22 protein-coding genes are annotated in these 24,887 nt (G+C 47.6%); 5 read left to right on the top strand and 17 right to left on the bottom strand.

The annotated features are described in order from the left end of the window. Positions 1-4: 4 nt before the first annotated feature. Positions 5-1,696, bottom strand: a complete 1,692-nt coding sequence (locus tag JYJ62_RS10915) for a ShlB/FhaC/HecB family hemolysin secretion/activation protein (protein WP_205342256.1) — start codon at positions 1,694-1,696, stop codon at positions 5-7. 217 nt (positions 1,697-1,913) lie between these two features. Continuing rightward, entirely contained in the window at positions 1,914-3,092 is a 1,179-nt protein-coding gene (locus tag JYJ62_RS10910; protein WP_205342255.1) for a methyltransferase, read from the bottom strand. Between the two features lie 282 nt (positions 3,093-3,374). Between JYJ62_RS10910 and JYJ62_RS10905 the strand changes: the two genes are divergently transcribed. Further along, positions 3,375-5,735: a penicillin acylase family protein gene (locus JYJ62_RS10905; protein ID WP_205342254.1), complete on the top strand. Its 2,361-nt coding sequence runs from the start codon at positions 3,375-3,377 to the stop codon at positions 5,733-5,735. A 106-nt stretch (positions 5,736-5,841) separates the two neighbouring features. Here JYJ62_RS10905 and JYJ62_RS10900 read toward each other — a convergent pair whose 3' ends face one another. The 9 genes from JYJ62_RS10900 to thrH form a co-directional block, all read right to left on the bottom strand. Then, the gene (locus JYJ62_RS10900; RefSeq protein WP_205342253.1) at positions 5,842-6,543 is read right to left on the bottom strand and encodes an NrdJb; all 702 of its coding nucleotides are present in this window, start codon (positions 6,541-6,543) and stop codon (positions 5,842-5,844) included. Positions 6,544-6,558: 15 nt separating this feature from the next. After that, entirely contained in the window at positions 6,559-8,694 is a 2,136-nt protein-coding gene (locus JYJ62_RS10895; protein WP_205342252.1) for an adenosylcobalamin-dependent ribonucleoside-diphosphate reductase, read from the bottom strand. A gap of 282 nt (positions 8,695-8,976) precedes the next feature. Next, positions 8,977-9,732: an ABC transporter ATP-binding protein gene (locus JYJ62_RS10890; RefSeq protein WP_205342251.1), complete on the bottom strand. Its 756-nt coding sequence runs from the start codon at positions 9,730-9,732 to the stop codon at positions 8,977-8,979. Continuing rightward, on the bottom strand, positions 9,725-10,966 hold the full coding sequence (locus tag JYJ62_RS10885; RefSeq protein WP_205342250.1) for an ABC transporter permease: 1,242 nt from the start codon (positions 10,964-10,966) through the stop codon (positions 9,725-9,727). The genes JYJ62_RS10890 and JYJ62_RS10885 overlap by 8 nt, the downstream gene beginning before the upstream one ends. Beyond that, positions 10,953-12,161 (bottom strand): efflux RND transporter periplasmic adaptor subunit, encoded by a 1,209-nt coding sequence (locus JYJ62_RS10880; protein WP_205342249.1) that lies wholly within the window; start codon positions 12,159-12,161, stop codon positions 10,953-10,955. Before JYJ62_RS10880 ends, JYJ62_RS10885 begins: the two co-directional genes overlap by 14 nt. A gap of 21 nt (positions 12,162-12,182) precedes the next feature. Further along, a complete protein-coding gene (locus JYJ62_RS10875) occupies positions 12,183-13,019 on the bottom strand; it encodes a S1 RNA-binding domain-containing protein (protein ID WP_205342248.1) in 837 nt (278 codons plus the stop codon). 140 nt (positions 13,020-13,159) lie between these two features. Beyond that, positions 13,160-14,089: a chemotaxis protein CheV gene (locus JYJ62_RS10870; protein ID WP_205342247.1), complete on the bottom strand. Its 930-nt coding sequence runs from the start codon at positions 14,087-14,089 to the stop codon at positions 13,160-13,162. Positions 14,090-14,353: 264 nt separating this feature from the next. Then, positions 14,354-16,015 carry a glycerol-3-phosphate dehydrogenase/oxidase gene (locus JYJ62_RS10865; protein ID WP_205342246.1) on the bottom strand — a complete coding sequence of 554 codons (1,662 nt, stop codon included), beginning with the start codon at positions 16,013-16,015 and terminating at the stop codon, positions 14,354-14,356. Between the two features lie 272 nt (positions 16,016-16,287). After that, a complete protein-coding gene (gene thrH, locus JYJ62_RS10860; protein ID WP_205342245.1) occupies positions 16,288-16,905 on the bottom strand; it encodes a bifunctional phosphoserine phosphatase/homoserine phosphotransferase ThrH in 618 nt (205 codons plus the stop codon). A 191-nt stretch (positions 16,906-17,096) separates the two neighbouring features. Here thrH and JYJ62_RS10855 point away from each other — a divergent pair, with 191 nt between their 5' ends. Both JYJ62_RS10855 and JYJ62_RS10850 read left to right on the top strand, forming a co-directional pair. After that, positions 17,097-17,831: a phosphoadenylyl-sulfate reductase gene (locus tag JYJ62_RS10855; RefSeq protein ID WP_205342244.1), complete on the top strand. Its 735-nt coding sequence runs from the start codon at positions 17,097-17,099 to the stop codon at positions 17,829-17,831. 172 nt (positions 17,832-18,003) lie between these two features. Beyond that, on the top strand, positions 18,004-18,864 hold the full coding sequence (locus JYJ62_RS10850; protein ID WP_205342243.1) for a PA4780 family RIO1-like protein kinase: 861 nt from the start codon (positions 18,004-18,006) through the stop codon (positions 18,862-18,864). Between the two features lie 292 nt (positions 18,865-19,156). Here JYJ62_RS10850 and JYJ62_RS10845 read toward each other — a convergent pair whose 3' ends face one another. The 3 genes from JYJ62_RS10845 to JYJ62_RS10835 all read right to left on the bottom strand — a co-directional run bounded on the left by JYJ62_RS10845 (position 19,157) and on the right by JYJ62_RS10835 (position 20,240). Beyond that, entirely contained in the window at positions 19,157-19,444 is a 288-nt protein-coding gene (locus JYJ62_RS10845; protein WP_205342242.1) for an addiction module antidote protein, read from the bottom strand. Position 19,445: 1 nt separating this feature from the next. Next, on the bottom strand, positions 19,446-19,739 hold the full coding sequence (locus tag JYJ62_RS10840; RefSeq protein ID WP_205342241.1) for a type II toxin-antitoxin system RelE/ParE family toxin: 294 nt from the start codon (positions 19,737-19,739) through the stop codon (positions 19,446-19,448). A 75-nt stretch (positions 19,740-19,814) separates the two neighbouring features. Further along, the gene (locus tag JYJ62_RS10835; protein ID WP_205342240.1) at positions 19,815-20,240 is read right to left on the bottom strand and encodes a hypothetical protein; all 426 of its coding nucleotides are present in this window, start codon (positions 20,238-20,240) and stop codon (positions 19,815-19,817) included. 1,086 nt (positions 20,241-21,326) lie between these two features. On the opposite strand from JYJ62_RS10835, the gene JYJ62_RS10830 reads away from it, so the two are divergent. Continuing rightward, on the top strand, positions 21,327-22,055 hold the full coding sequence (locus tag JYJ62_RS10830; RefSeq protein WP_232365767.1) for a site-specific integrase: 729 nt from the start codon (positions 21,327-21,329) through the stop codon (positions 22,053-22,055). A 123-nt stretch (positions 22,056-22,178) separates the two neighbouring features. Further along, the gene (locus tag JYJ62_RS10825) at positions 22,179-23,645 is read left to right on the top strand and encodes a hypothetical protein (protein WP_205342238.1); all 1,467 of its coding nucleotides are present in this window, start codon (positions 22,179-22,181) and stop codon (positions 23,643-23,645) included. 79 nt (positions 23,646-23,724) lie between these two features. Here the strand turns inward: JYJ62_RS10825 and lysC are convergent, their stop codons facing one another. Genes lysC through JYJ62_RS10815 form a run of 3 tightly spaced genes read right to left on the bottom strand, consistent with a single transcriptional unit; the run spans position 23,725 to position 24,819 of the window. Then, positions 23,725-23,958, bottom strand: coding sequence for an Rz1-like lysis system protein LysC (lysC, locus tag JYJ62_RS15985; RefSeq protein ID WP_420042843.1), 234 nt, complete (start codon positions 23,956-23,958; stop codon positions 23,725-23,727). Continuing rightward, on the bottom strand, positions 23,864-24,274 hold the full coding sequence (locus JYJ62_RS10820; RefSeq protein ID WP_205342237.1) for a hypothetical protein: 411 nt from the start codon (positions 24,272-24,274) through the stop codon (positions 23,864-23,866). Before JYJ62_RS10820 ends, lysC begins: the two co-directional genes overlap by 95 nt. Continuing rightward, positions 24,271-24,819 (bottom strand): TIGR02594 family protein, encoded by a 549-nt coding sequence (locus JYJ62_RS10815; protein WP_205342236.1) that lies wholly within the window; start codon positions 24,817-24,819, stop codon positions 24,271-24,273. The genes JYJ62_RS10820 and JYJ62_RS10815 overlap by 4 nt, the downstream gene beginning before the upstream one ends. Between the last annotated feature and the right edge of the window lie 68 nt (positions 24,820-24,887).

The following is a 24,887-nucleotide window of genomic DNA, read 5'->3' as shown; positions in this document are numbered from 1 at the left end:
CTTTTCAGAAAAACACATCAAATCGGAAATAAACGGGGCGCTCTTTACGCTCAACAATGTTGGGTCGCGACAGTGAATGTGCTGCTGTCAATGACAGCGCCATATGCTTGCCTCGCGCACTCAACTCAAGAGCATGACTGGCTAAGCGACCACTTTGTTCATGGTTATATTGATCACCACGAATCGCACCCATATCGTATGCAGCAGTAAGGCTGTAGTCCTGTGCAATAGGTTTCAACCAATCCCAAGTGACCGGCCGTGTCCAACGCAATTGATTGCGTAAGTAATAACCACTGTCACCGGTGACGGATTGCTCTTTAAAACCGCGCACAGAATACAACCCACCCAAGCTAAAACGCTGTGGACTGAACAACACATCTTCACTGCGCTGTGCACTAAAAACGCTATCAAAACTAAAACGCTCGCCTAACCATTGAAATGGATGTAAATAGCTGGCGGTTAGTGTGTATTTGTTATACCGCGCAACGGGCTCACCTTTCTGTAGATGGCCAGAACGCTGGGCGTCTAATGCACCCACACCACGCTGGTAGCCAAGATCGACGTTTATAAAGGCAGGACCAATGCGTCGCCCATGATTGAAGCTGACCTGCTGCTCCGTAAGACGCTGACTGGAGACATCTAAACGATAATTATCCAGATAGTTACGACTGCGCAAATGATTAAGACCCAAACCAAAAGCCGTTTTACTGACAGCATTGCGGTGCAAGACACGCTCAGCAGTCAGTGCTTGAGTCGTACTGACGCCATCAAGCAGAAATGAAAACCCTTGCACATAATTTTTAGTACGATAGTAGCTATGATTGTAAAAGTAATTAAACGTCCACCAACCGTAAGGTAGGCTGTAATTTAGACCATGCGTGGCTGAATGCTTATAGTGATCACTCACTGCATCGCCGCTCCCTCGCAAGCTCAACTGGTCGGCTAAACCCAGTGGACTATCCCATGCAAAATCAAGCCCCCACTGCTGTTCGCCGGTGCTACGCTGACCATCGTTATGCCGATTTAAAGCCACCCGCCAAGGCTTCAGCTTTTGTCCTTGCAAGACGACGCGACTCGAACCGACCTTTTCTCCTGGCGTCAGCTCCAAGCTGATCTGCCGCGACGGTAGACGTGATAACTGATCAACCAGCTGTTCTAATTCTCGTAGATTTAAGCGCTCACCAATACGCGCCGGAGAGCTCATTGAGATTTCCAAAGCAGTGCTTAAGTTGCGCCCGTTAATGCTATCCAGACGCCCTTCAATCACTTGAATCTGTAGCACGCCGTCTTGCAAATCTTGCGCTGGTAGATAGGCGCGCGTAGTGACATAGCCACGCTTGAGATATGCACTGGTAATCTCGCTTAGTAAACGATTGAGGTCACTAGCGGTTAAACATCGCTCAACAAAAGGCTCGATTAATGCGGCTCGTCGTCGCACGGATAAAGCATCTGCACCGTTGAGTTCAATGCTGTTGATCTGCAAGCAGTCTGTACTGTCGTCTGCAGGTAAGCTAGGAACGCTACGCACCTGACCTGGGAGCGATTGCAGTTCTTCTAAGCGGCGCTGCTGCTCTTGTAGTAAGCGCTCTTGGCGCTCGCGCGATAACTCTCTATCCGCAGGAAGCGGTGCCTGCGCCAGTGCACTCGAGAAATACAACAGGGATAATAAAGCACATCCATATGCTCTTAATAACATAACGTTCCTGCCCAACAATTAATAATGTATGCCAAGACATAATCATTGAAGTACAGACCTCGAGTATTATCAAAAAAACTTAAGTGACCTATCTCTCAAAACAAACAAACAAACAAAAGAAAGTCTAAGAAGCTCTGTTTACTATTTTTAGACAGCCGAAAGCCGGCAATCCAGACAGTTTTGTATGGATTACACAGCACACTGCGAATTAAGCACATTATTTTGATTGAGGCGTCAAACACCACAACGAGGTTATTTCTGCACTGCGCGCCGCAAACAGTGGATCAGTATTGTCTTGACTGCGACCATGTTTAGGCTGCGTATCCAGACGGTATTTAACCTCTAAACCCGCCTCAGCAAACCAGCTTAGTAACTCTTCTCGAGTGCGTAGTTGCAGATGCTCGGCTAAATCAGAAAGTATCAGCCAAACGTCACCCTGTGGCGCTAAATGTGCTGAAGCGCCCTGCAAAAATCCGCGCAACATCGCGCTATTGGCATCATAAACGGCGTACTCCAATGGTGAACTGGGCTTAGCCGGTAACCAAGGTGGATTACAGACAATCAGATTGGCTAATCGCGCCTCAGCCGGAAATAAATCGGCTTGCTGCAACTGCACGCTGGGTAGCTCTAAACGCGCAAAGTTCTCACCTGCGCAAGCCAAAGCACGCGGATTGAGATCGGTGGCAATCACCTGTTTAACCCCGCGTTGCGCCAAGATAATCGCTAGCAATCCGGTGCCAGTGCCGATATCAAAGGCCAGATCATGCACAGCAGGCAGCGCTGCATCCAACATCAGCTGCACGTACTCATGTCGAGTTGGCGCAAACACGCCGTAATGTGGGAAAACAGATAGGTCTAAACTGGCAATCGGCACGCCTTTCTCACGCCATTGCGCTGCGCCTAAAGCTCCTTGCAGATCACGAAAGGAGATTAAACAGGGTTCATCCAGCTCACCAAAGGCTACGGTACAGGCTGCGCTAAATTCTGGAGCGCGGCGCAAACGGCTGATATAGCCAGCATCCAATTCCAACAGTAAACGACTTAACACCCTTGCGCGCTGGGCCTGAGCTTGGCGTTGCTGATGAAAGAGATTGGGGATCACCGCGGTATCAGGCGTGGACTTAGCAGACTTAGCAGCTTTGCTGAGTTTGCGTTGTTCTGTGCGTTCAATACGTCGAGCTAACGCCTGCAGTAATTGCCGCGCATTATGAAAGTCACCTTGCCACAGCATTGAGGTGCCTTCACAAGCAAAACGATACGCTTCATCGGCCGTGGTCTTGTCATCCACCCGCACAATTCGCGTCGGTGCTGGATGTTGACTTTCAGAGAGCCAACGCGTGTTGCGCGTCACATCATTTTCTTGCCACTGCACATACTGTTTTTCTGTTTGCAACACGTTGTCTACCCTTCGCCATCAACAAGACTGTATGTAAAGCGCAAGACTCTCTCGATAACATCGTCTGCGCGCTGATTACTGTATTTAATAATGTTAAAATTCTAGCCAAAATCGTTCTGCTCTGCTCTTTTACCTGACGTTCTACGCCCCAGAAATATTCTTACCTGCGCTGTTAGAACAAGGTCAGCAAAATATTGTCAAGGATAACAGCTAACACCGTACAATAGGCGCCAGCAGCTTTGATCGACTGCCTGCTTAGCCCTCTGACTTGAGTTTTTATACATGCCAACTTTCACTCTACGCCACTTTTCTTGGTTGCCTTCGTTCTCTTTGCCGTCATTCTGTGGCGCCTTAGTGCTTGGCACGCTGGGCAGTTTGTCAGGCTGCCAGCTATTGGAGTCGGGCCCCAACAGTAGCGTGATTGCCGACAGCGGCGTAGTGCGTTTACAGGGTATTGTGAAATCCAGTCAGATCGCTAAGAACGCTGCTGGTATGCCGCTGATTGAAGCCAATAACTTTCATGATCTGTTGTTTAGCTTAGGCTATAGCCACGCCAGTGACCGCCTGACGCAAATGGTGCAACTGCGTCTCTTAGCCCAAGGCCGCTTAGCTGAGATGCATGGCACTGAGATGCTGAATCTCGATCGTTTAATGCGCAGTATTAACTTGCGTGCTGATGCGCAAAATTTGTACAAAAATGCGCCTAAAAATCTGCAATCTTTTTTTGAGATTTATGCGCGCGGCATTAATGCTTATATCTATCAAATGCGTGGCGCACTGCCGCCTGAATTAGCCAAGGCCAATTATCAACCCGAGTACTGGAAAGCCGAAGATAGCGCACTACTCTTCACCCTCTTTAGTTTTAGCCAAAGTGGTAATCTGTCTGAAGAGGTTTTAGCCTTAGCTTTCGCACAAAACTTGACCAACAAACAACTGCCGTGGTTATTGCCAGTCTACCCTGATGAGCCATTGGCGCTGAATGAAGCGCAGCAGTTACAGGCACTGCCACGCTCGACATTGCAAAATACGGCGTTGCGTCAGAGCACCCTACAACTCGTAGACACCCTCAATCAATTTGCTGCCGTCAACTCACTAAAAGCCCCCTTGGCCACTAGCTGGGCAACTCGCGGCCAGCACAGTGTCAATCGTCGCAGTCTGTTAACACTGTCCACGCTACAAAACAAACCAGCCACGACACCTGTATTAGCAGAGTCGCGTGCACAAACGTCGCCATACAGTTGGGTCAATTTACACTCACCGCAACTGCAAGCGGCAGGCTTAACTATTCCTGGCGTGCCTTTCATAATGTCTGGCTTTAATGGCCGTCTGGCCTATAGCATCAGCGCCGTGATGGCCGATACGCAGGATGTGTTTATTGAACAACTGCGTCAGAACAATAGTCGTCTTGAGTACCTGATCGATAAAAAGTGGCAGCCTGCCCAGCAACGTACCGAGACCTTTTTTATTCGTGGTCAACGCCCAGTACGAGAAACCTTATATAGCACAGCACATGGGCCGTTATTAACTACACTTCCGGTTAATAACAGCGGTGGTTATGCTTTGGCGCTGCAACATGCACGCCTTGCCGATGATCAGAGTTTAAATGCGCTGTGGCAACTGCTACGCATGAAGACGGTTGAACAAGCGACCCAGCTTGTGCCAACTTTGCGCGCGCTACCGGCCAGCGTTTTACTGGCCGACGCCGAGCATATTGCTTGGCAAGTGACGGGTTTGTATCCCAATCGCCGTAACAGCCGTGGCCTCTTTCCTTCAGCGGGCTGGGACTCGTCTGTGGCATGGGAAGGCTATGCTGATCCAATGTTGCACCCTTACGATCAAGATCCGCAGCAAGGTTGGCTCAGCGCCGCCAATCAACGTTTGACTCAGCCCGGTTATGGCATGCAACTGTCCAGCAGTTGGGCCAATCCTGAACGCGCTGAAAATCTAACGCTACAGTTAGCAAAAAGGCCTGTTAGTGCCAGTTTTGCTATACGCAATAGCGCAGAGCAGCGACCTTGGTTAATCGGGCAATTGCAATCGATGCTTAATGCCGGCGGTATGCCTCAAGCGCTACAACAGGCGACTCAAAAATTACCCGCGCAACAACGTACTGCGGCGCAACAGGCACTAAAAAGCTTTTTAGCGCTATCTGCTCAGCAACCTTTAAGCCAGAACAATGCCGCTTGGCTCGAGCGCTTTTTAGCACAAGTAGAAGAGCAATTGTTTAAAGCAGAATTACAGGCACTACCGTCCAGCATGCAACAAGCGTTTGCCTTGCATAATCAGTACAGCTACCCAGCCTGGTTGGATCATTTACTGGGCCGTGACGACAGTCCATTTTGGCCAAGCGTAGCAAGTTCTAAAGCGCAGTTTCTGCTGGATAACCTGCTGAGCAGCCGTCAAGCAATCAGTGCACAGGTGCTTAAAGGACAAACGATAAAGAGTCAAACAATGCTGGTGGATTTCTCACGCCCCATACCGTTATCCGCAGTGAGCTTTAGCGGCCAAGCAGATAATCCACAAAGTCCGTACTATCAGTTGAAAGCAGGCGTTGCAGGGCAACTCTATCCCTTGCCTGTCAGCTATAAAGACATCATTAGCGTCTACGGCAAGCAACGCCTCACCTTGTTGCCAGCGCTTTAAAGAAGGGACACTAGCAATAAGATGAGCTTGCGGGCGGGCCATCGCCAACAATACATTAAGCATTACCAGCCTAACGCTGGTAATGCTAATACTTAAGATTGCAGACTTATCCGCACTTACTGTCACCACAAGCTAAACAGGTTAAACAGCCATCCATCTGTACCGCTGCTTGGGTGTGACACTTGCTACAGAGCTGCGCACCGACGGGGTAGTTCTCCGTACTGTCATCGCAATCAGCGGCCATCTGTTTTGCCGCTGTTCGCTGTTCAAACTCAGCCCTTTTTTGCGCCACAAACTGTTGTTGATGCTCATCGAGGTCATTGTCCATCAAGCCAATAAATTTAAGATGGCGCTCTAATACATCACCAATCTCCGCCACTAACGACGGCATCCACTGGCCACCTTGCTTAAAGTAACCGCCTTTAGGATCAAACACACTTTTCAGCTCTTCGACCAAAAAGGTGCAATCGCCGCCCTTGCGAAACACTGCAGAAATAATCAAGGTCAGCGCGGCAATCCACTGGTAGTGTTCCATGTTTTTCGAATTGATAAAGACTTCAAACGGACGGCGCTGCTCATGCTCACTGCCCTGATTAAGCACAATGTCATTGATCGTAATATAAAACGCATGCTCTGAATTAGGCGTTTTAATTTTATAGGTGGAGCCGACTAAGGTCTCCGGCCGTTTAACTTTTTCATGCATCTCAACAAACTTTGGCGCTGGGAGTGCAGCAGGTTCTGCTAGCGTCTGCTCATTGGCCGACACTAACTCATAGCCAACGATTTTTTCGCTGATTGTAATGCTCATCGTCTGTTCCTCAGCTTAAAATTTACCGTAATAGCCTTCTTTCAAGGCCTCATAAAGATTGGCGGCACTGTGCAACTCACCATCGTATTCAATCTGCTGATTACCTTTAGCCTCAACCGTTGAACCATCGGCCAGCTTGAAGCGATAAGTGGTTTTCGCCAGATCATCTTCTTTCACCAACACCCCTTGAAATGCCTCGGGGTTAAAACGGAAAGTGGTGCAACCTTTTAACCCCTGCTGATAGGCATAGAGATAAATATCTTTAAAGTCCTCATAAGGATAATCGGTGGGCACGTTGGCCGTTTTCGAAATTGATGAATCAATCCATTTTTGCGCTGCAGCTTGCACATCGACATGCTGAACGGGACTCACTTCATCGGCGCTAATAAAGTATTCAGGCAGGTTTTTAGTCGTCGCCTCAGCATCAATCAGGGTGCGATATGCCAATAGCTCATAGCTGAATACATCAACTTTCTCCTTGGATTTTTTACCTTCACGAATAATATTGCGCGAATAATGATGGGCAAAACTTGGCTCAATACCATTGGAGGCATTATTGGCCAGCGATAAGGAAATGGTGCCGGTTGGCGCAATCGAACTGTGGTGAGTAAAACGCGCGCCATGCTCGGCCAAGGCCTCAACCAACTCTGGTTCTGCCGCAGCTACTTGCTGCATATAGCGACTGTATTTAGCCCACAACACTTTACCTTTGATTTTTTCGCCGATTGTGTAGCCGTCATCAAGCATTTCTGGACGCTTGGCTAGCATTTCCCCAGTAACCCTGAACTCTTCCTCCATCAGCGGCGCCACGCCTTTTTCCTGGCCCAATTGCAGACCTGTACGCCAACCTTCCAGCGCCATCTCTTTGGCCACTTGTTCGGTAAATTCCAGTGACTGCGGATCGCCATACTTCATGCGTAGCATACAGATGGTTGAACCCAGCCCAAGAAAGCCCATACCATGCCGACGTTTGCGCATAATTTCTTCGCGCTGCTCAGGCAAAGGTAAGCCATTAATTTCGACAACATTATCCAGCATGCGGGTAAAGATGCTGATCACTTTGCGGTACTCATCCCAAGCAAAACTGGCCTGCTCGGTAAAAGGTTGGCGGACAAAACGGGTCAAGTTGATCGAACCGAGTAAACATGCGCCATAAGGCGGCAGTGGCTGCTCCCCGCAAGGATTGGTGGCGCGGATTGCTTCACAGAACCAGTTGTTATTAAACTCATTGACGCGATCAATTAGAATAAAACCTGGTTCAGCAAAATCATAAGTGGACGCCATAATCGCATCCCAAATCCGCCGCGCTTTAAGGGTGCGATAGACTCGACACGCGACCATGCCATCGTCACGGGTTATATAGTTTTTGCTTGTCGACCAATAGCGCCAAATCACTTGACGCGTATCATTGAGGTCTAATTTTTCGGTTTCTAATTCAGCCGCAGTTAAAGGGAAAGATAACGCCCAATCGCTGTCATCCTGCACTGCTTGCATAAACTCACTGGTAATCAGCAACGACAGGTTAAACTGACGCAGACGGCCGTCTTCTCGCTTAGCACGGATAAACTCCAGCACATCCGGGTGACCGACATCAAAAGTCGCCATTTGCGCACCACGACGACCACCGGCAGAGGAGACGGTAAAGCACATCTTGTCGTAGATATCCATAAACGACAGCGGCCCAGAGGTGTAAGCGCCAGCACCTGAGACATAGGCGCCTTTGGGTCTAAGCGTGGAAAACTCATAGCCAATGCCACAGCCCGCTTTTAAAGTAAGCCCAGCCTCATGCAGTTTGCTTAAAATATCATCCATCGAGTCATTAACAGTTCCCGACACGGTGCAGTTAATGGTCGAGGTCGCGGGTTTGTAAGCTGTGGCGCCGGCATTGGAAATAATCCGGCCGGCCGGAATAGCACCACGGTACAGTGCCCATAAAAACTGCTCATACCAATGCTCGCGCTGCTCCGGCAACTCAATTTCAGCCAACGCCCGCGCCACACGTTGATAGGTCGCATCAATATCACTATCAATGCCCTGGCCATCCTTGGTTTTGAGGCGATATTTGGCATCCCAAATATCCAAAGAGGCGGGCTGTAAGTCTATATTGACCGATGTTGAAACCTGAGTAACTGCCGCAACAGCTTGATTCATGCTGGACTCCTAAAAACCTGATCTGTGCTAAAGCCCTCTAGAAAACACTGCTTAGAGCATCACTGAGAAAACTGCCAAAACACAATATAGTGTAGATAGCGAGCAACTCTATAACTATATGTAGTGAATAACAAACAAATTACACTGGGCTTACTTGATCAAGATCATGGCAAAAAAGCAGATCAACGCTGGCGCGCCTTAGCGTGAACGCCGTTTATCGGAAAGGGATTTAATCAGAAGAATGACTTAGGGTTTAGCTGATAGCTTCACCAATGGCTTGACCTAATACAGACTAGGTAAATCGACCGAAGCACCGTCATAAACAATGTGGCCATCGGTCAGACGAATGGTACGCGGGCAACGTTCGCTTAAACGTGGGTCATGGGTGACAATCACAATCGCGCACTGATGCTCGACATTAAAACGCTCAAATAAGCTAAACACTTCATCCGCCGCTTGCGTATCCAGGTTACCGGTTGGCTCATCTGCTAAGACTAACGACGGACGTGTCACCAAAGACCGAGCAATCGCCACTCGCTGCTGTTGCCCACCAGAGATGCGATTAGTGGGTTGGTGAATAAAGCTAGCCAAACCCACTTGATTAAGTAAGTACTCGGCATACTGCTGCTGTTCTGCTGACGGTTTACCATAGCGCAACATCAGTGGCATCAAGACATTATCTAACACGCTAAACGCACTGATCAGATGGTGAAACTGAAAAACAAAACCAATCGACTCGCTGCGCAATTGCGTGCGCTGTTGCTCTGTCATGCCTTGAGTTAGGTGCCCTTGGATGCGTAGTTCACCTGATGAAGCGGTATCCAGTAAACCCATCAGATTCAGCAAGGTGCTTTTACCCGAACCCGAGGTGCCGACCAAAGCCACCAGTTCACCGCGGCGTACCTGTAACGAGATATCGTGCAGCACATGGTTTTGCAGCGGCGTCTCAGCATTAAAGATCTTATTCAGCTTATCCAGCTGCAAAACCACCTGTGAGTCAGCGGTATCGTTCAACGTCTGCGGCTGCGCTTTAGACATAACGAATCGCCACTGCCGGATCGTATTTAGCGGCACGACGAGCGGGCACCATCGCGGCGACGACTCCAGCAGCAGTAGCAATTGCGATGGCGGATAACAACATTGAAGGTTCGAGACGAATCAAAAACAAGCGTCCTTCAATATTATTAAACACCTGCACTAAAGTGTAGCCAACCATGACGCCTAATAACGAACCCGCCAAGCCCAGCAACCCACCTTGCAACAAAAACACCCGCAAGATCTGCTGCTGAGTACTGCCCATCGCGCGCAAAATACCAATCTCACGGGTGCGCTGCACCACACTGACGGCTAAAACACTGGCAATACCAAAGGCCACCGATAACGCGACAAACACGCGAATCATCTGCGTGGTCATGGTTTGCGAGCGCAGCGCATTCAGCAGTTGACCATTGCTTTCCATCCAACTTTGCACATGCAAACCGGTTAACTGAGTAATGCGCTGCGCCCAGTATTCGGCGCTGAAGACGTCATCAATTTTTAACTCTAAAATAGTGACACCGCCAGGCAAGTTCAACAAAGTTTGCGCTTGTTTCAGATCGGTATAGACATAACGACTGTCCAGTTCACGTACGCCCAATTCAAAAACACCCGCGACATCCATGACTGTTTGCCGGTTATCGCCGGCATCCAAACGTAATTTATCACCGGTACGCAAACCTAAGTCTTCAGCTAATTTGCGCCCAATCAAGACATCACTGGCACCGACACTAAAGCGCCCTTCTTGCAGGTACTCTTCCAGCTCAATAATCCCTGCGTAACGCTCAGGGTCAATGCCCATCAAGGCCACCGACGCGCGTGCATTGCCTTTCTGCGCAAAAGCTGGACCAGAGATAAGCGGCGAGACAATATTTAAGGCGGGATGTTGATCTAAAACATCACGCACTTCTTGCCAGTTATTAATGGTTTGTAAACGCTGCGCCCGTGGGCTTTCCAGCGCCCAGATATATTTTCCATCTGCGGTCGCCGAAAAATTATTGTGCTGACGGGTCGCTTCAATGCGGATATGCGCCTGCGTACCCAGCGTCCTATTAATCACGTTATCCTGTAGGCCAGTCATCAACGCCGTGATAAACACAATCACTGCCGCACCCACAGAAATAGCCACGCTGATTAATAAAGTTTGCAGCGGGTTATCCGCTAAAAAACGTAGCGCAATGCGCCATTCAATCCATAGCGAATCACGCCAGCGGCCAACACTGCTAACGAATGACATGCTGCGCCTGCTCAAAGCGCACACGGGCACGCTGGCCGTCGCTAATTTTATCAGCCTGCACCACCACATCGCCCTCGGCTAGGCCAGAGGTAATTTCACTGTGGGTCATATTACGTAAACCCAACTGCACAGCAACTGCGCTGACCTTGCCATCTTGCCAGCGTAGGACCTGAGTCTGTCCCGTCGAACTAGACAGCAGATAATCATTAGGCAAAACCAAAGCACGCTGACGTTGCGCGGCAATAATATTGGCGGAGACGGTCATCCCTTGTAAAAACGCATGACGTTGCTTGGAGTCATCAGCCAAGACACTGATATGCACATCAATGGTGCCGCGCGAGCTGTCGACGGCGGGAGCAATAAAACTGACAATGCCAGGCACCGTTTGCTCCGGCCAAGCATCGGCAATCAACTGTACCGGTTGTTGCAGCTGTAACGGGGCAAAGTTTTTCTCATCCAACGCGACGACGACTTCGAGACCATCGCTGGCGATACCATCACGATCCAGACCATCGCTACGGGCAATTTCTAATAAGATTTTGCTAGGTTGCACCAAATCACCCGGCTCAACATTGCGCGTTTGTACACGTCCAGCAAAAGGTGCATAGATGCGCGTTTTCGCCAGTTCTGCCGCAGCACTATCAATGCGTTGTTGTAATAGACGCTCTTCCGTACTGTTGGCTGCCAAAGAATCGACAGCAAGCTGCGCGCGGGTCAGAGTCGTTTTCGCGTTCAACTCAGAGCGTTGTGCTTGCTCCACCTGCTCAGTGGCAAGCATACCTTGCTGAGCTAAAGCCTCACGCCTGCGCGCTTCACGACTGGCTTGGCGCAGGTTATCACGCGCTTCAACTGACGCCGCTTGCGCTTGCGGACGGCTGATTTTCTGTAACTGTTGCAGTAGGGTTTGCGCTTGAGCTAAGCGTGATTGCAACTCGTCAGAATTCAGCTCAATTAACAAATCACCTTGACTGACTCGGTCACCTTCGCGGACATGACGAGCGATGACCGTACCCGTTATTTCGCTGCCGATGCGCGCCAGCGACTGATAACGCACCTCGCCACTGGCAACAATGCGCAATTCCAGCGGCATCTGCTCAACCGTTAACGCGGGTAAGATAGGTCCACGCCATTTTTGCACGCCAAGCAACAAGACGACGCACAGCGCGGCAATTACAACTCCATAAATAATGCGCATCTAAGCCCCGTTACAATACAGCTAAACCAGTTCGATAGAGTCTGGCAGAATACGGATTAAACCTTGTTTATACAGGCCGCCAATGGCTTTTTTAAAGTTACCTTTACTGACACCAAAAGCATCCGCTATCACCGACGCAGGGCTCTTATCGCCAAGCGCTAACTGACCGTTGTTATCGCGCAGCTTGCTCAGAATCGCTTCGCTAAGACTATCGCGCAGCTCTTGTCCTTGTGGTTGCAGACTCAGATTGATCAAGCCATCATCGCGTATTTCACGAATAAACCCACGCTCTTGCATACCGGTACGCAAAAACTTAAAGGCTTCATTTTTATGAATCAAGCCCCAATGAGCGCCATTGATAATCGCCTTAAAGCCTAGATCAGTGGCTTCGGCCACCAATAAATCCACTTCTTCGCCAATCGCATAATTAGCAGGTACTTTATCTAAATAACGATCCAAGCGAGCAGTTGCGGTAATGCGTTTAGTGCGCTCATCGATATAGGCATAGACCACACAATAATCACCCTCTTGTAACGGGCGCTTTTCTTCAGAGTGCGGCAGTAATAAATCTTTATTTAAGCCCCAATCTAAAAACAAACCAATGCGGTTAATATCCACCACTTTCAGGCTAGCAAACTCACCCACCTTGATCTTTGGTGGACGACTGGTCGCAATAATACGGTCTTCGCTGTCGAGATAAACAAAGACATTGACCCAATCCTCATCTTCGCACGCTTCACCTTTAGGCATTTCACGCCGTGGTAAAAGAATATCCCCTTGCGGACCGCCATCCAAATACACGCCAAAATCAGCCTGTCGAATAACCTGCAGGGTATTCATATCTCCAATCAACGCCATGCGTATGCACCTTAACCAAACACTTAAAGAAGCCTATTATGCCTGTTTAAAGAGCATAAGCGGGCGATTTAATGACGCAGCCCAGCAGTAAATAATCACCAACCAAAACCAGCAACGATTAAGAGCGATAACAAAGCGCATCAAACCTCATCACGTTGCAGTCGTTCTTGCACGACATCGGCCAAACGATCAGGTTGAAACTTAGACAAAAAATTATCACAACCAACTTTTTCTACCATCGCCGCATTGAAACTACCCGACAGAGAGGTATGCATCACGACATAAAGATCACGCAAACGTGGATCGTGACGAATTTCAGTAGTGAGGCGGTAGCCATCCATTTCAGGCATTTCAGCATCAGTCACGACCATCAACAGTTTGTCGGTCAGCACTACACCTTGATCAGCCCACAGCTGCAATTGCTGTAAGCCTTTTAAACCATCGGTGGCTTTATGTACGATCATGCCCAACTGGCCTAACGCATCGGTAAGTTGATGCAGCGCAACCATGGAATCATCAATAATCAGCACTTCACGGCCACGAGCTTTGGCCAGCAAAGGATTACTGAGCTTTTCAGCAGAAATTTTAGTGTTCATTGGCACGATTTCCGCGAGAACTTTCTCCACATCAATGATTTCAACAATCGAATCATCAACATTGGTAATAGCGGTCAGATAATGCTGGCGTCCGGCGGTACGTGGTGGCGGCTGAATATTTTCCCAGTTCAGGTTGACGATACGCTCCACGCTACCAATCAAAAATGCCTGAATGGAACGGTTATATTCAGTCACAATCACAGTGCTGTTTTCATTATGCAGCAAGGGTCGCATACCGATAGCCTGGGCTAAATCAATGACCGGAATCGTTTTGCCACGCAAAGTAATCACGCCACACATATGCGGGTGACGCTGCGGGATCAAGGTTAACTTGGGCAGTCGTACGACTTCTTGCACTTTAAACACATTGATCGCAAACAGCTGGCGGCCGTGCAAACGAAACATCAAGATTTCTAAGCGGTTCTCACCGACAAGCTGCGTGCGCTGATCCACACTATCAAGAAGACTGGCCATCAATTACTACCTAAATAAGATCGGGATATGCAGGTATCGGCCAGTTGAGACAAAGCATAAGCGGCCAAGACAATTGCACAGGTTTAGTTTAGACACCTGAGAAGTCGCTGCATACTGCAAGGCGACAATGGTGAACCGCTGTAAACCTTGCGCTATAGAATAGCCTACAGCGCACGCTTTTGCTGATACCCGTCACCAAGCCTTGCACTACACTCGCCTCACCTTAGACAGCCCTGTATCGCCAACTCACTCTAAGTCTTTCGCTCAACAGATAGCATCGTCGAGACTCGGCAAGGCTGCATTGGGCAAGCTATAAAACTGTTGATAAATCCGCAAATAACGCTGCTCTTCTGCCGTCCATCGTTGCTCATCCCAGCCTAAGCGCGGCTGACAAAGGGAGCGAACCTGCTTTAACAGGGCAATAGCACCTCGCTCAACCAATAAGCCCAAGCGAGTGCGGCGCAATAGTAAATCATCCAGATGCACGACTAACTCATGCTCGCAGGCATAGGCCAACTCAGCCCAGAAAATCGGCGTATGGGCAATTTGTTCAGCGCCTACCTGCTTAAATACAACACAAAAAGCTGACCAATTAGCACGATAACGACCATACAAACGTCGCTGTAAGTCAGCAGAGAGATCGGCTAAGCCACCAGCAAAGCTATTGGCTGCGACAGGGGATACGTCTGCTGCAGTTACGCGCATTGATCGATCATTAAATTCAGCACAGGCCTGCAGTACTTCGACCGCCAATAAGCGAAAGGTGGTGAGTTTGCCGCCGGCAATACTGACACGGCCTGGCTCAACCCAAAGCTTATGCTCACGTGATTCATCTGAGGGTTTATGCGTACCTGACACTGTGGCCGCCACAATCGGCCGCACACCCGACCAAGTCGACAGCACATCTGCGCGGCTAATCTGCGCCATTGGAAATAATTTGGCACAGCCCGCCAGCAAGTAATCCAGCTCAGCTTGGTTAATCGCCGCTTCTTGGTTTAAATCAGCGTTGTGGTCAATATCAGTGGTGCCAACTACCGTCGCACCTTCCCACGGATAGATAAACATCAAGCGTTGATCATCGGGATGTTTAAAGCTGAGCGCTTGCTGTACTGGTAAACGCCAACAAGGTAGCAGCAGATGGCTGCCGCGTAATGGTCGAATATGCTGGCGTTGCCCACTCAGCGCGGCAGCATCGGTCCATACCCCCGTCGCTTGCGCCACCGCCTGACAGTCTAACGAGCACTGCTGACCGCTGAGCGTATCCTTGATATTCAGGCCCACCACACGTCGCTCTGCACTGTCTTCGTCACCACTATAGATCGGCTGCAAAACCTCGACCTGGCTGATGATACAAGCGCCCATGGCTCGCGCTTGCGCCAAGACATGCATCACCAAGCGCGCATCATCGGTGACGGCATCTTGAAACTGACTGATACCGATTAACTGCTCTTGCTGTAACCCTGCAACACGCTGAGGTACTTGCCGTGCAGGGTAAAATTTATGTAACGACTTACCAGCAAAACTGTCGTAGAGACACAACACCCCAGTAAACAACCAGCGCCCAGGGAACTCTCCGCGATAATGCGGATAAATAAAGGTCAGCGGCTCAACCAAGCCGGCTTCATCATCTAATAAGCGCTGGCGTTCACGCACGCTATCACGGGTTAAAGCAAATTCACCCTGGCTAATGTAACGCAGCCCGCCATGCACCATTTTCGAAGAACGACTGGAGGTGCCCCAAGCAAAATCACGTTGCTCTAGCAATAAACAGCGCCAACCGCGCCGCGCCGCCTCACGAATAATCCCTGCGCCAATAATCCCACCACCGACCACGATTAAATCCCAACTCTGCTCAGCCAGAGTTGGCAGCACCTGCTCGCGCCACGCTTGCGTCCAACCTAACCGCTGTGTTGTTGAATTATTCATCGCCGCCATCCATTCGCTGCAAACCCTAGCCAGAGTTGACCTTACATGCAGCCAAACACAGGATAGCCTGCAATGCAAAGTCTGCTTAAGTTATTAAACAGTCGCCAGGTTCAAGAATGTTTGGTTTTAACCGCAAGACGGTCAGCACTAAGTGGACACTCAGCACAGCAGAAAGCACTAAACAGTAGGTTTAACGGTAAAAAAGAGAATGACCAACAAAAGATATCAAGCGCGCCAGCACAGCGCGCTCAACATAACAGACAGGTACGCAGTTACAGAGTTAACTGACGATTGGACGCTTTGATAAACTCTTTCTTTAAATCTGCAAAGGTATGCACCGCGGGGAACTGCGGGAACTCTTGAATAACATTGTCTGGCGCATGAAACAAAATACCTGCGTTGGCTTCAGCCAGCATGGTGGTGTCGTTGTACGAATCACCGGCAGCAATAACGCGGTAATACAGCGTTTTCAAGGCCAACACCGATTGACGTTTCGGATCTTTTTGGCGCAGTTGGTAATCCACCACACGACCGTTCTCATCTGTCACCAGCTTATGGCACAACAGCGTTGGGAAACCAAGCTGGCGCATCAGCGGCTGAGAGAACTCATAAAAAGTATCAGAAAGAATCACCACCTGAAAACGCTCACGTAACCAGTTCACAAACTCGACAGCACCATCCAACGGCTTAAGCGTGGCGATCACTTCTTGGATGTCGTTTAAGGTTAAACCGTGCTCATCCAGAATACGCAGGCGTTGCTTCATCAACACATCGTAATCAGGAATATCACGTGTGGTCGCCCGTAGGGATTCGATACCAGTTTTTTCTGCAAAGGCAATCCAAATTTCTGGAACCAATACACCCTCAAGGTCAAGGCAGGCGATTTCCACAGCAATTCCTCATCACATAAAAAAGAGGCACTCTAGCCCCTCCACCCAGTCCATGCAAGATTAAGATGCGTTACATCGCCATGTATAGCCATAAAGCATAAGCATAACGGTTTTTATTCATTCTAATCACAGTGCACACTTTGCTAGTATAAGTCTCTCAGTAACCGCTACGAACTCCATAGGAATCCAGCATGACTGCTTCAATTGACCTTCAGCAACTGATCGCTAATTGCGCCGACGCCACCCCTAAAGACATTCTCAAGCAGGCCTTTGCCACTTTTGGTGATGAGCTGTGGCTGTCATTTAGCGGTGCCGAAGATGTGGTACTGGTGGATATGGCTTGGAAAATTAATCCTCAGGTCAAAGTCTTTAGTCTGGACACAGGACGCCTGCATCCTGAAACCTATCAATTTATTGAGCAAGTCCGCGAGCATTACAGCATCGCTATTGAAGTGCTCTCACCTGATGCCGAACAAGTACAAAACTTGGTGCGGGAAAAAGGGTTATTTAGCTTTTATAAAGAGGGTCATGGTGAATGCTGCGGTGTGCGTAAAATAGCGCCACTACGACGCAAACTCGCCACCGTTAAAGCTTGGGCCACAGGCCAACGCCGCGATCAAAGCCCTGGCACGCGCAGCAATGTTGCGCCAGTGGAGTTAGACAGTGCGTTTTCCACAGCCGAGCAGCCGTTGTACAAGTTCAATCCCTTGGCACAAATGAGCAGCGAAGAGGTATGGGCTTATATTCGTATGTTGGAACTGCCGTATAACACTCTGCATGAGCGCGGTTTTATCAGCATTGGCTGTGAGCCTTGCACACGCCCTGTCCTACCCAATCAACATGAGCGCGAAGGTCGTTGGTGGTGGGAAGAAGCCACACAAAAAGAGTGCGGTTTGCATGCCGGCAATATTATCGCCGCGCAATAACAACGCCCAGCACTCATCTACAAAAATAAATCCAAGATATTTCTTTATCCATTCACAATATAACGCGCCAAGCTGGTTATACTTGGCGCGCACCGCATAGTGCTGGGTCTAATACTCAGCAACTCTTAAGTGCTTACAGTTTACTTCTATCGTTAATTTATTTGGGAGCCCTATGAAAACCCCTGCACGCCTGATTCCCCTCGTTGAAGATGGGCTGATTGATGAGGTGTTACGCCCCCTAATGAACGGCAAAGAAGCCGCCGTCTATGTGGTTCGCAGCGGCGATGAAATTCGTTGCGCCAAAGTCTATAAAGACATGGACAAACGCAGCTTTAAAAAAGCCGCACTGTACCGCGAAGGCCGTAAAGTCGGCAACAGTCGCCGTGCCCGCGCTATGGAAAAAGGCTCAAAATTTGGTCGTGAAAAATCTGAAGAAGCGTGGCAAAACGCTGAAGTGGATGCGCTTTATCGTCTTGCGGCTGCCGACATACGCGTGCCGAAGCCTTACGGCTGCTTTGACGGCGTACTACTGATGGAATTGGTCACCCTGCCCGACGGCCAAGTTGCACCACGCCTGAATGACGTCACTCTCGACGCCGAACAAGCCCTTAAAGATCACGCCACATTGATCGAGTCAATCAAGCGCATGCTCTGTATTGGCCTGATTCATGGTGACTTGTCAGAGTTTAATGTCCTGGTTGATGAACACGGCCCAGTGATTATTGATCTGCCGCAAGCCGTTGATGCCGCAGCCAATAACAATGCGTTTTTCATGCTCAACCGCGACATCAACAATATCACCCAGTACTACGGCCAGTACGCGCCTGAGCTACTGGAGACGCGTTACAGCCCAGAAATGTGGAGTCTGTACAAGGAAGGCCGTCTAGAGATGAATACCGAGCTGACCGGCGAGTTTGCTGAACCGGATGGCGAAGCCGATGTTGACTCCGTGATGGAAGAGATTCAAGCAGTACTGAGCGAAGAGCGCGAACGTGTGGCACGTGCCAATGCTGAAGATTTTGAAGACTTCTAATTAAGAGCGGCCAGTGCTTGCGCTGGCACTTTTCTATAGGCAATAAAAAACCCGCTTAGAGCGGGTTTTTTAATACAAACGCTGGCAATGCGTTGGTTATGTATGGCGTTCGGAGCCGGAATCGAACCGGCACGAAGTTACCTTCGAGGGATTATAAGCCCAAGAATAAAACCATATAAATCAAAAGTTTAAGTCGTAATTCTTTCCGCACTCTATAGCTTTCAGCTGCTCTGTAAGCCAATAACGACGCGGGGTCTAAAATAATATCGGAAAGGATTTTGGCTCTATTTACTCAATGTGCCGGCTGTGCTTTCAGCTCTATATTAAGCGCCTGAATGACCTTGAGCACAGTATCAAAACGTGGCTTAGCACCTACAGCAAAAGACTTATAAAGACTCTCGCGGCTAAGCCCAGCATCTTGGGCAATTTTCGCCATACCCTGCGCCTTAGCAATATAACCAATCGCGCGAAGTAACTCGTCGCTATCTCCATCAGCTAAGACTTGTGACAGGTATTCTGCAATAGCTTCATCGCTATCTAAAATATCTGCTAAGTCAAAGCTAGTTAATTGAACACTCATGCTATACCTCCTGCGCCAACGATTTGGCCTTTTTTATGTCGGATGCTTGGCTCGACTTATCGCCGCCTGCCAAGAGAATAATGACCACCTCGCGCCGCATTGTGTAATACACACGATAGCCTGCTCCGACATCAATCCTTAACTCCGAAACACCTTCTCCAACGGATTTGTTATCACCTAAATTCCCATTCGCTGCGCGATCAATGCGACGAGCAACTGCAACTTTTGCGCGCACATCTCGCAAAGAATGATGCCAGCGATCAAAGTCTTTCGTTTTCTGGATAAGGTAGTTCATGCGCCCATTGTATCCACTTAGATACAAATGAAAAGGATTTTTTAAATACTCATACGATCGACTGGCAATCTCAAGCTACGAAATAACTAAAGCAAAGCCACGCGTTAAAAAAACAGCCGCTAGAACATAAAAGCCAAATGCAAAAGCAGATACTTTTTTTAACGTAAAAATATTTTTTTCAGTGTAAGCAAGTCCGCTAACAATTGACCCCAGTCTTCTATTATCAACATTCGATAGCTTCTCACTTTTCTCCAGATAGAGCTTTTCATTGCGCCAAATTTTGAGCGATTTGTTTTGCCTGGCCTTCATGCTCTGCGTTAGCACAGCCACGAAAACCAAGGATAATAAAGATATGATTAGTTTTTCAATAGACACAATCAGCGTAAAACTCGCTATAGAAAGCGTAAATAATAACGCTCCTATCACCGTATTAAGTAAAAAAGCCCAGTATTCAGTTTCCTCTGCAATCTTGAATAAAGCAATTTGGTCTTTCCCTAACATTAACCACCCTTAATTCAAATATACAGTCAACAATCATCATCTAGATTACTTATGCATTTGTATCAAACAATACAACTATACCGTTGACGCTTTGCTTTTTTCAGGCAACCTTTCTCGCGTCGCTGCAAATTCAGCGACCGGGTTAATCTCACGGTGCACAACACCGCTTCAGCGGTTTTTTGTGCCTGCTTTATGGCGGGCTGTGCATGGGACACCTTCGGGTGTGCTGGGGTCCTTTCACCCGGTCGACTAACCTGCGCGCAGTTCGCCACCCGTTGTTTAGTCGCTTCGGTGGTAAACCACTCAAGTCTGAAAGATTCTCACTATGAAAATCAAATATCACAAGCCGACTTTTACAATCACCTGCTTATCGTAATCACGCAAGGCAAACAGAAACCAGCTGCAATGAAACCAATCTGCGAACGCATCAGCCTAGCATGGAGTTAGTCAGGTCTTATCATTTGGCCCACAACCGTAACGATAACGGAGGCGTATATTCGTGACAGGAAAGGCAAGAAAGTTATGCCGACAAAGTGAAAGTTCGGAAATAATGTATAAGTTCGGAAATGATTTTAGCGCTAAAAGCAAAAAATCCGCACTAGGCGGATTCTCTGTAAGCCGCTGGCGGCGCGGCTTTGATGTATGGTGCCCGGAGCCGGAACCTTTTCAGTTTTAGGCTTGCGCTGTTATTCCATGTTTTACGCTTAAAAGCCTTGCCAGCACTAGCTTACAAGCCGACCGCATATTGCTTAAAGCTGTCTTTGATTGTGTTTTATTGTTAGTCTCTACGCCAAATTTACGCCATAGAGAGGTAGCGTGGTGGCTACTTATAGAAAGCGCAGCGGTGGCTGGCGAGCAGAAGTATCAAAGCTAAGTGTCCGTGACTCTGCAACATTCCCAACCCGTGCAGCAGCAGTTGCCTGGGCGACTGCGCGCGAGGCTGAAATCTTAGCCAGCGCCGGGCGCTCAACTTACGACAATAATTATACATTACTTGACGGTATGCATCGCTATGCTGCAGAAGTGTCTGTTACTAAAAGAGGCTCACGGTGGGAGCAAGTACGCCTGAAGGCATTCGAGACCACTATGAATTTTGTCGGTGAGAAGATCGAAAGTATTAAAGCCGACACAATCGCTAAGTGGCGTGACGACAGACTTAAAACAGTCTCATCTGCCACAGTCCGTAGAGAGCTTACATTGGTTTCAGGTGTATTTAATTATGCTTTAAAAGAGTGGCGCTGGTGTTCAACAAATCCGACAAAACAAATCACTTGGCCATCTGATAGCAAACCGCGCGATCGACGTATCAGCGCGCAAGAAATCAACCTGATTTTGGACGAACTAGAGCACAGCGAAGACGGTACGCCGGTCATGTTAAAGCAGGAGTTAGCTATTGTTTTCTTGTTAGCACTTGAAACAGCCATGCGCCAGGGTGAAATCTTATCGCTAACGTGGAGCCGAGTGCATCTAAATCAACGCTACGTACACCTTGATGAAACAAAAAACGGTCACGCCCGCGATGTGGCACTTACCACCCGCGCAGTTGAGCTTTTGAAGATTATGCAGCGCACCGGTAATGGACCTCGTGTATTTCGACTCGCATCAGGCACAGCAGATACTCTATTTCGAAAAGCACGGGATAAAGTAGGCATCAAAGGCCTACATTTCCACGACACGCGCCATGAAGCAACAACTCGACTGGCTAGAAAGCTTGATGTGCTTGATTTGGCGCGTATGACTGGTCACAAAGACACACGTTCGCTGATGGTTTATTACAATGCCACTGCTACAGAGCTTGCCTCAAGACTAGACTAAACTTCCTATATTACTTAGCCCGTTTCTAAGATCTTTATTCAAAACGAGACAAACAAAGAGGCACAAATAAGGCATCTAGAGCGTTAAAATTAAAATAATATTTATAATTTACAGAGCAATCAGATGAAAGAAATAAATAAAATAAAGAGAAAACTAGAAAAATTTTCATACTCATCCATACTAGATATTGTTTTAAATAATTTAACTAATTCCAGGTTCATATCACAAAACAGCATTCCACACGCCAGTCAAATGAGCTGGATAAACATAGCAATATTATCTTTAGCCAAAAATAGTTTTGCAACGAAACCGATCAAAGCAATAGACCACTTCAATATTTGTATTGATATATTCAAGCTATCAGATTCATTAATTCCAAAAAATAATGAAAATAATTTATTATGGGTAAGACCTCTAATCAACCAACAAGCACTATATAGCAATTATGAACAATCACAGTTTATCCAGAGAATAACTAGAGATTACATAATAATAAATAACTGTAAAAAAATAAAAATAAAACTAGAGTCAGAATTAAAATATAGTATTGCAGACAGCTTAATTATAAAAAAAATCATATCTATACATTTATTTACTAAAAAAACAATATGCGTAGGCGAGATAATTTTAGATCTAAACGGAAGAGTAAGCGCGAACTCATTAATAAATTTTTTTCTTAATAACACAATTAAAAAAGAAAATATAAAATCTTTTCTTGAGGAAAATGAAATAACAACAATTGACAGCGCACACAGAGACTCTCGTTTAAAAGAATTTATTTTTTATACATCGAACTATAAAGTACAACCTATAGAGTTTAACTTATCTGTACAGAGCATTGGTCAAAATATATTTATGAAAATGAAGAGGCATTGTGAAAATCTATATGAAGAATATACTAATGAATTTGAAAAATACATACTAGACTTACTTAGACAAAGTAATTTAACAGTGTTATCAGCGGAAGACTTAATTGTTCTCTATAGAAAAAATTGTGTTCCAAACTCAGGACGCTCGAATACTGATGCAGTATTCGTTATGGATGAAACCCTCTATCTTATAGAGGTAAAGGCTATTCAGGAGACTGATTTTATTAAAGCATCAACAGATCAAGAAATAGTAACAAAGCAATTTGACAGGTCTTTAACAAAATCAGTACATCAAATAATTAAAACAGCATCATTAATACAAGAATATAATATTTTAGCTTTTAAAAAAGCAGTCGGAATAACCGTTCTTGCTGATGAATTCACGCTACTAAGCACTGCAACTTCAATCACACAAGCCATAGGTAAAGAATTCAACATCCCAGACAACATATGTAAAAAGCTCTGCATAAAAGATATTCATGTGATGGGTGCTAATGAATTTGAAAATTTCTTCCATGAAAAAAACACATCAAGCAAAAACAAAATAAAAGAACTTTTGGAAGCTCGAAAAAACAATATTCACAATGGTGGAGAAAAGCCAATTATCACTAAGGATCAATCATATCAAAGAAAGCTCTTACAGGCCATTAAAACAAACACTGTAAAAAAATATGACTTACTATCTACCATAAGCTCTTTTAATGAAAAAATATTTGATTAAAAGAATATCGCCTCGACTTCTGAAATTGCCGTTCTAATGAGTCCAGAGACAGTAGTATAAAACTCTTAAGCAGCGATGCTTAGGGGCTTTTTTGTTTCTGCAATTCGATGCATCCTTTCACCTGGACAGCACACGCCAGCAGATTATCCTCCAGGTCATCCACTGCCCTACGCCAATCATCGTTAGTCACCAGTGCTGGTCGCGCTGGAAGCTGGCACTCAATCAGTGCGCACTTCGGACGGCTTTCGATATGTACCGGGATCGGTGGTGGCGGTACGTTGGTACAAGCGGCCAAGCTCGACAGGCACACCATCGCGCAAATACTCAGTAATGGTTTTATCATTTTGTTGTAGCTCCTTAAGTGCGTGAAATTGCGCTCTGCTCTGCCCTGCGATTGTTTGCAGCAGTTCGCGATTGCGTCGTTCGTTTTCTGTGATATCAAGAATCTGCAACTGCTGGTCACGGATCAGATCGACACGCTGCTCATCCAGTTTCTGCAACTCAACAATTTTTTCTGCTGCGGTGGCGTGATTTGATTCAGCTAGTTCAATACGTGGCATCGCAACAAGCCACCACATAAGTCCAGCCACTACTAAAGCGCTGACTGCGTAGATAATTGTGCGGCTCATGATTCATTACTCGACACTGAACCGTCACTTTGCAGTACGGACAGATCATAACGATGATTGGCTGGCACAGATTTGACGGGCGATCCATCTATCCAACGGCTCGGCCAGTAATGCCCAGCGATCCGACTGGGCGCGAATGCTGCAATGCTGACCGAGTCATTTTGATTACCACCAATCAGCATAATATTGCCGCGCGCGTCTTTGCCGACTACAAAACCAACGTGCCCACCGCCTGCGCGATCCAGCACAGCAATGCACCCATACGCAGGCCCTTGTAGTTTTGTTAGCAGTGGCGATGCCCATTCTTTGGCGCGGTACCACTCTTTAACAACATAACGGCCTGATTGACCCATAATCCAGCCTACGAACAAACCGCACCATGGCGTCTCATCATCCCGCCACCACGCCTGGGCCTCGCCGCTAAACTTGCCCATCTCCTCAAGCATTCTGATAATGACTGAATCGTGCCGGCTACCTTTGATTTCACGCAGCCCAACATACTCACGCGCCTTTTTTACCCATTCCAACTCGCTTTGTCGTGTCATGTCTTCACCTTATTTTTAGCAATAAAAAACCCGCCGAAGCGGGTTTGTTGGTTTGTTTTTGAGTTGGC

The sequence above is a fragment of the Denitrificimonas caeni genome (assembly GCF_905120345.1).
Taxonomy (GTDB): domain Bacteria; phylum Pseudomonadota; class Gammaproteobacteria; order Pseudomonadales; family Pseudomonadaceae; genus Denitrificimonas; species Denitrificimonas caeni_A.
Note: the sequence above shows the minus strand (reverse complement) of the source record. Positions and strands in the feature narration are given on the sequence as shown.

Coding starts and splice junctions, on each gene's coding strand:
- JYJ62_RS10915 (WP_205342256.1), bottom strand. CDS start 1,696: ATGTTATTAAGAGCATATGGATGTGCTTTATTATCCCTGTTGTATTTC.
- JYJ62_RS10905 (WP_205342254.1), top strand. CDS start 3,375: ATGCCAACTTTCACTCTACGCCACTTTTCTTGGTTGCCTTCGTTCTCT.
- JYJ62_RS10900 (WP_205342253.1), bottom strand. CDS start 6,543: ATGAGCATTACAATCAGCGAAAAAATCGTTGGCTATGAGTTAGTGTCG.
- JYJ62_RS10895 (WP_205342252.1), bottom strand. CDS start 8,694: ATGAATCAAGCTGTTGCGGCAGTTACTCAGGTTTCAACATCGGTCAAT.
- JYJ62_RS10890 (WP_205342251.1), bottom strand. CDS start 9,732: ATGTCTAAAGCGCAGCCGCAGACGTTGAACGATACCGCTGACTCACAG.
- JYJ62_RS10885 (WP_205342250.1), bottom strand. CDS start 10,966: ATGTCATTCGTTAGCAGTGTTGGCCGCTGGCGTGATTCGCTATGGATT.
- JYJ62_RS10880 (WP_205342249.1), bottom strand. CDS start 12,161: ATGCGCATTATTTATGGAGTTGTAATTGCCGCGCTGTGCGTCGTCTTG.
- JYJ62_RS10875 (WP_205342248.1), bottom strand. CDS start 13,019: ATGGCGTTGATTGGAGATATGAATACCCTGCAGGTTATTCGACAGGCT.
- JYJ62_RS10870 (WP_205342247.1), bottom strand. CDS start 14,089: ATGGCCAGTCTTCTTGATAGTGTGGATCAGCGCACGCAGCTTGTCGGT.
- JYJ62_RS10865 (WP_205342246.1), bottom strand. CDS start 16,015: ATGAATAATTCAACAACACAGCGGTTAGGTTGGACGCAAGCGTGGCGC.
- JYJ62_RS10855 (WP_205342244.1), top strand. CDS start 17,097: ATGACTGCTTCAATTGACCTTCAGCAACTGATCGCTAATTGCGCCGAC.
- JYJ62_RS10850 (WP_205342243.1), top strand. CDS start 18,004: ATGAAAACCCCTGCACGCCTGATTCCCCTCGTTGAAGATGGGCTGATT.
- JYJ62_RS10845 (WP_205342242.1), bottom strand. CDS start 19,444: ATGAGTGTTCAATTAACTAGCTTTGACTTAGCAGATATTTTAGATAGC.
- JYJ62_RS10840 (WP_205342241.1), bottom strand. CDS start 19,739: ATGAACTACCTTATCCAGAAAACGAAAGACTTTGATCGCTGGCATCAT.
- JYJ62_RS10835 (WP_205342240.1), bottom strand. CDS start 20,240: ATGTTAGGGAAAGACCAAATTGCTTTATTCAAGATTGCAGAGGAAACT.
- JYJ62_RS10830 (WP_232365767.1), top strand. CDS start 21,327: ATGAATTTTGTCGGTGAGAAGATCGAAAGTATTAAAGCCGACACAATC.
- JYJ62_RS10825 (WP_205342238.1), top strand. CDS start 22,179: ATGAAAGAAATAAATAAAATAAAGAGAAAACTAGAAAAATTTTCATAC.
- lysC (WP_420042843.1), bottom strand. CDS start 23,958: ATGGTGTGCCTGTCGAGCTTGGCCGCTTGTACCAACGTACCGCCACCA.
- JYJ62_RS10820 (WP_205342237.1), bottom strand. CDS start 24,274: ATGAGCCGCACAATTATCTACGCAGTCAGCGCTTTAGTAGTGGCTGGA.
- JYJ62_RS10815 (WP_205342236.1), bottom strand. CDS start 24,819: ATGACACGACAAAGCGAGTTGGAATGGGTAAAAAAGGCGCGTGAGTAT.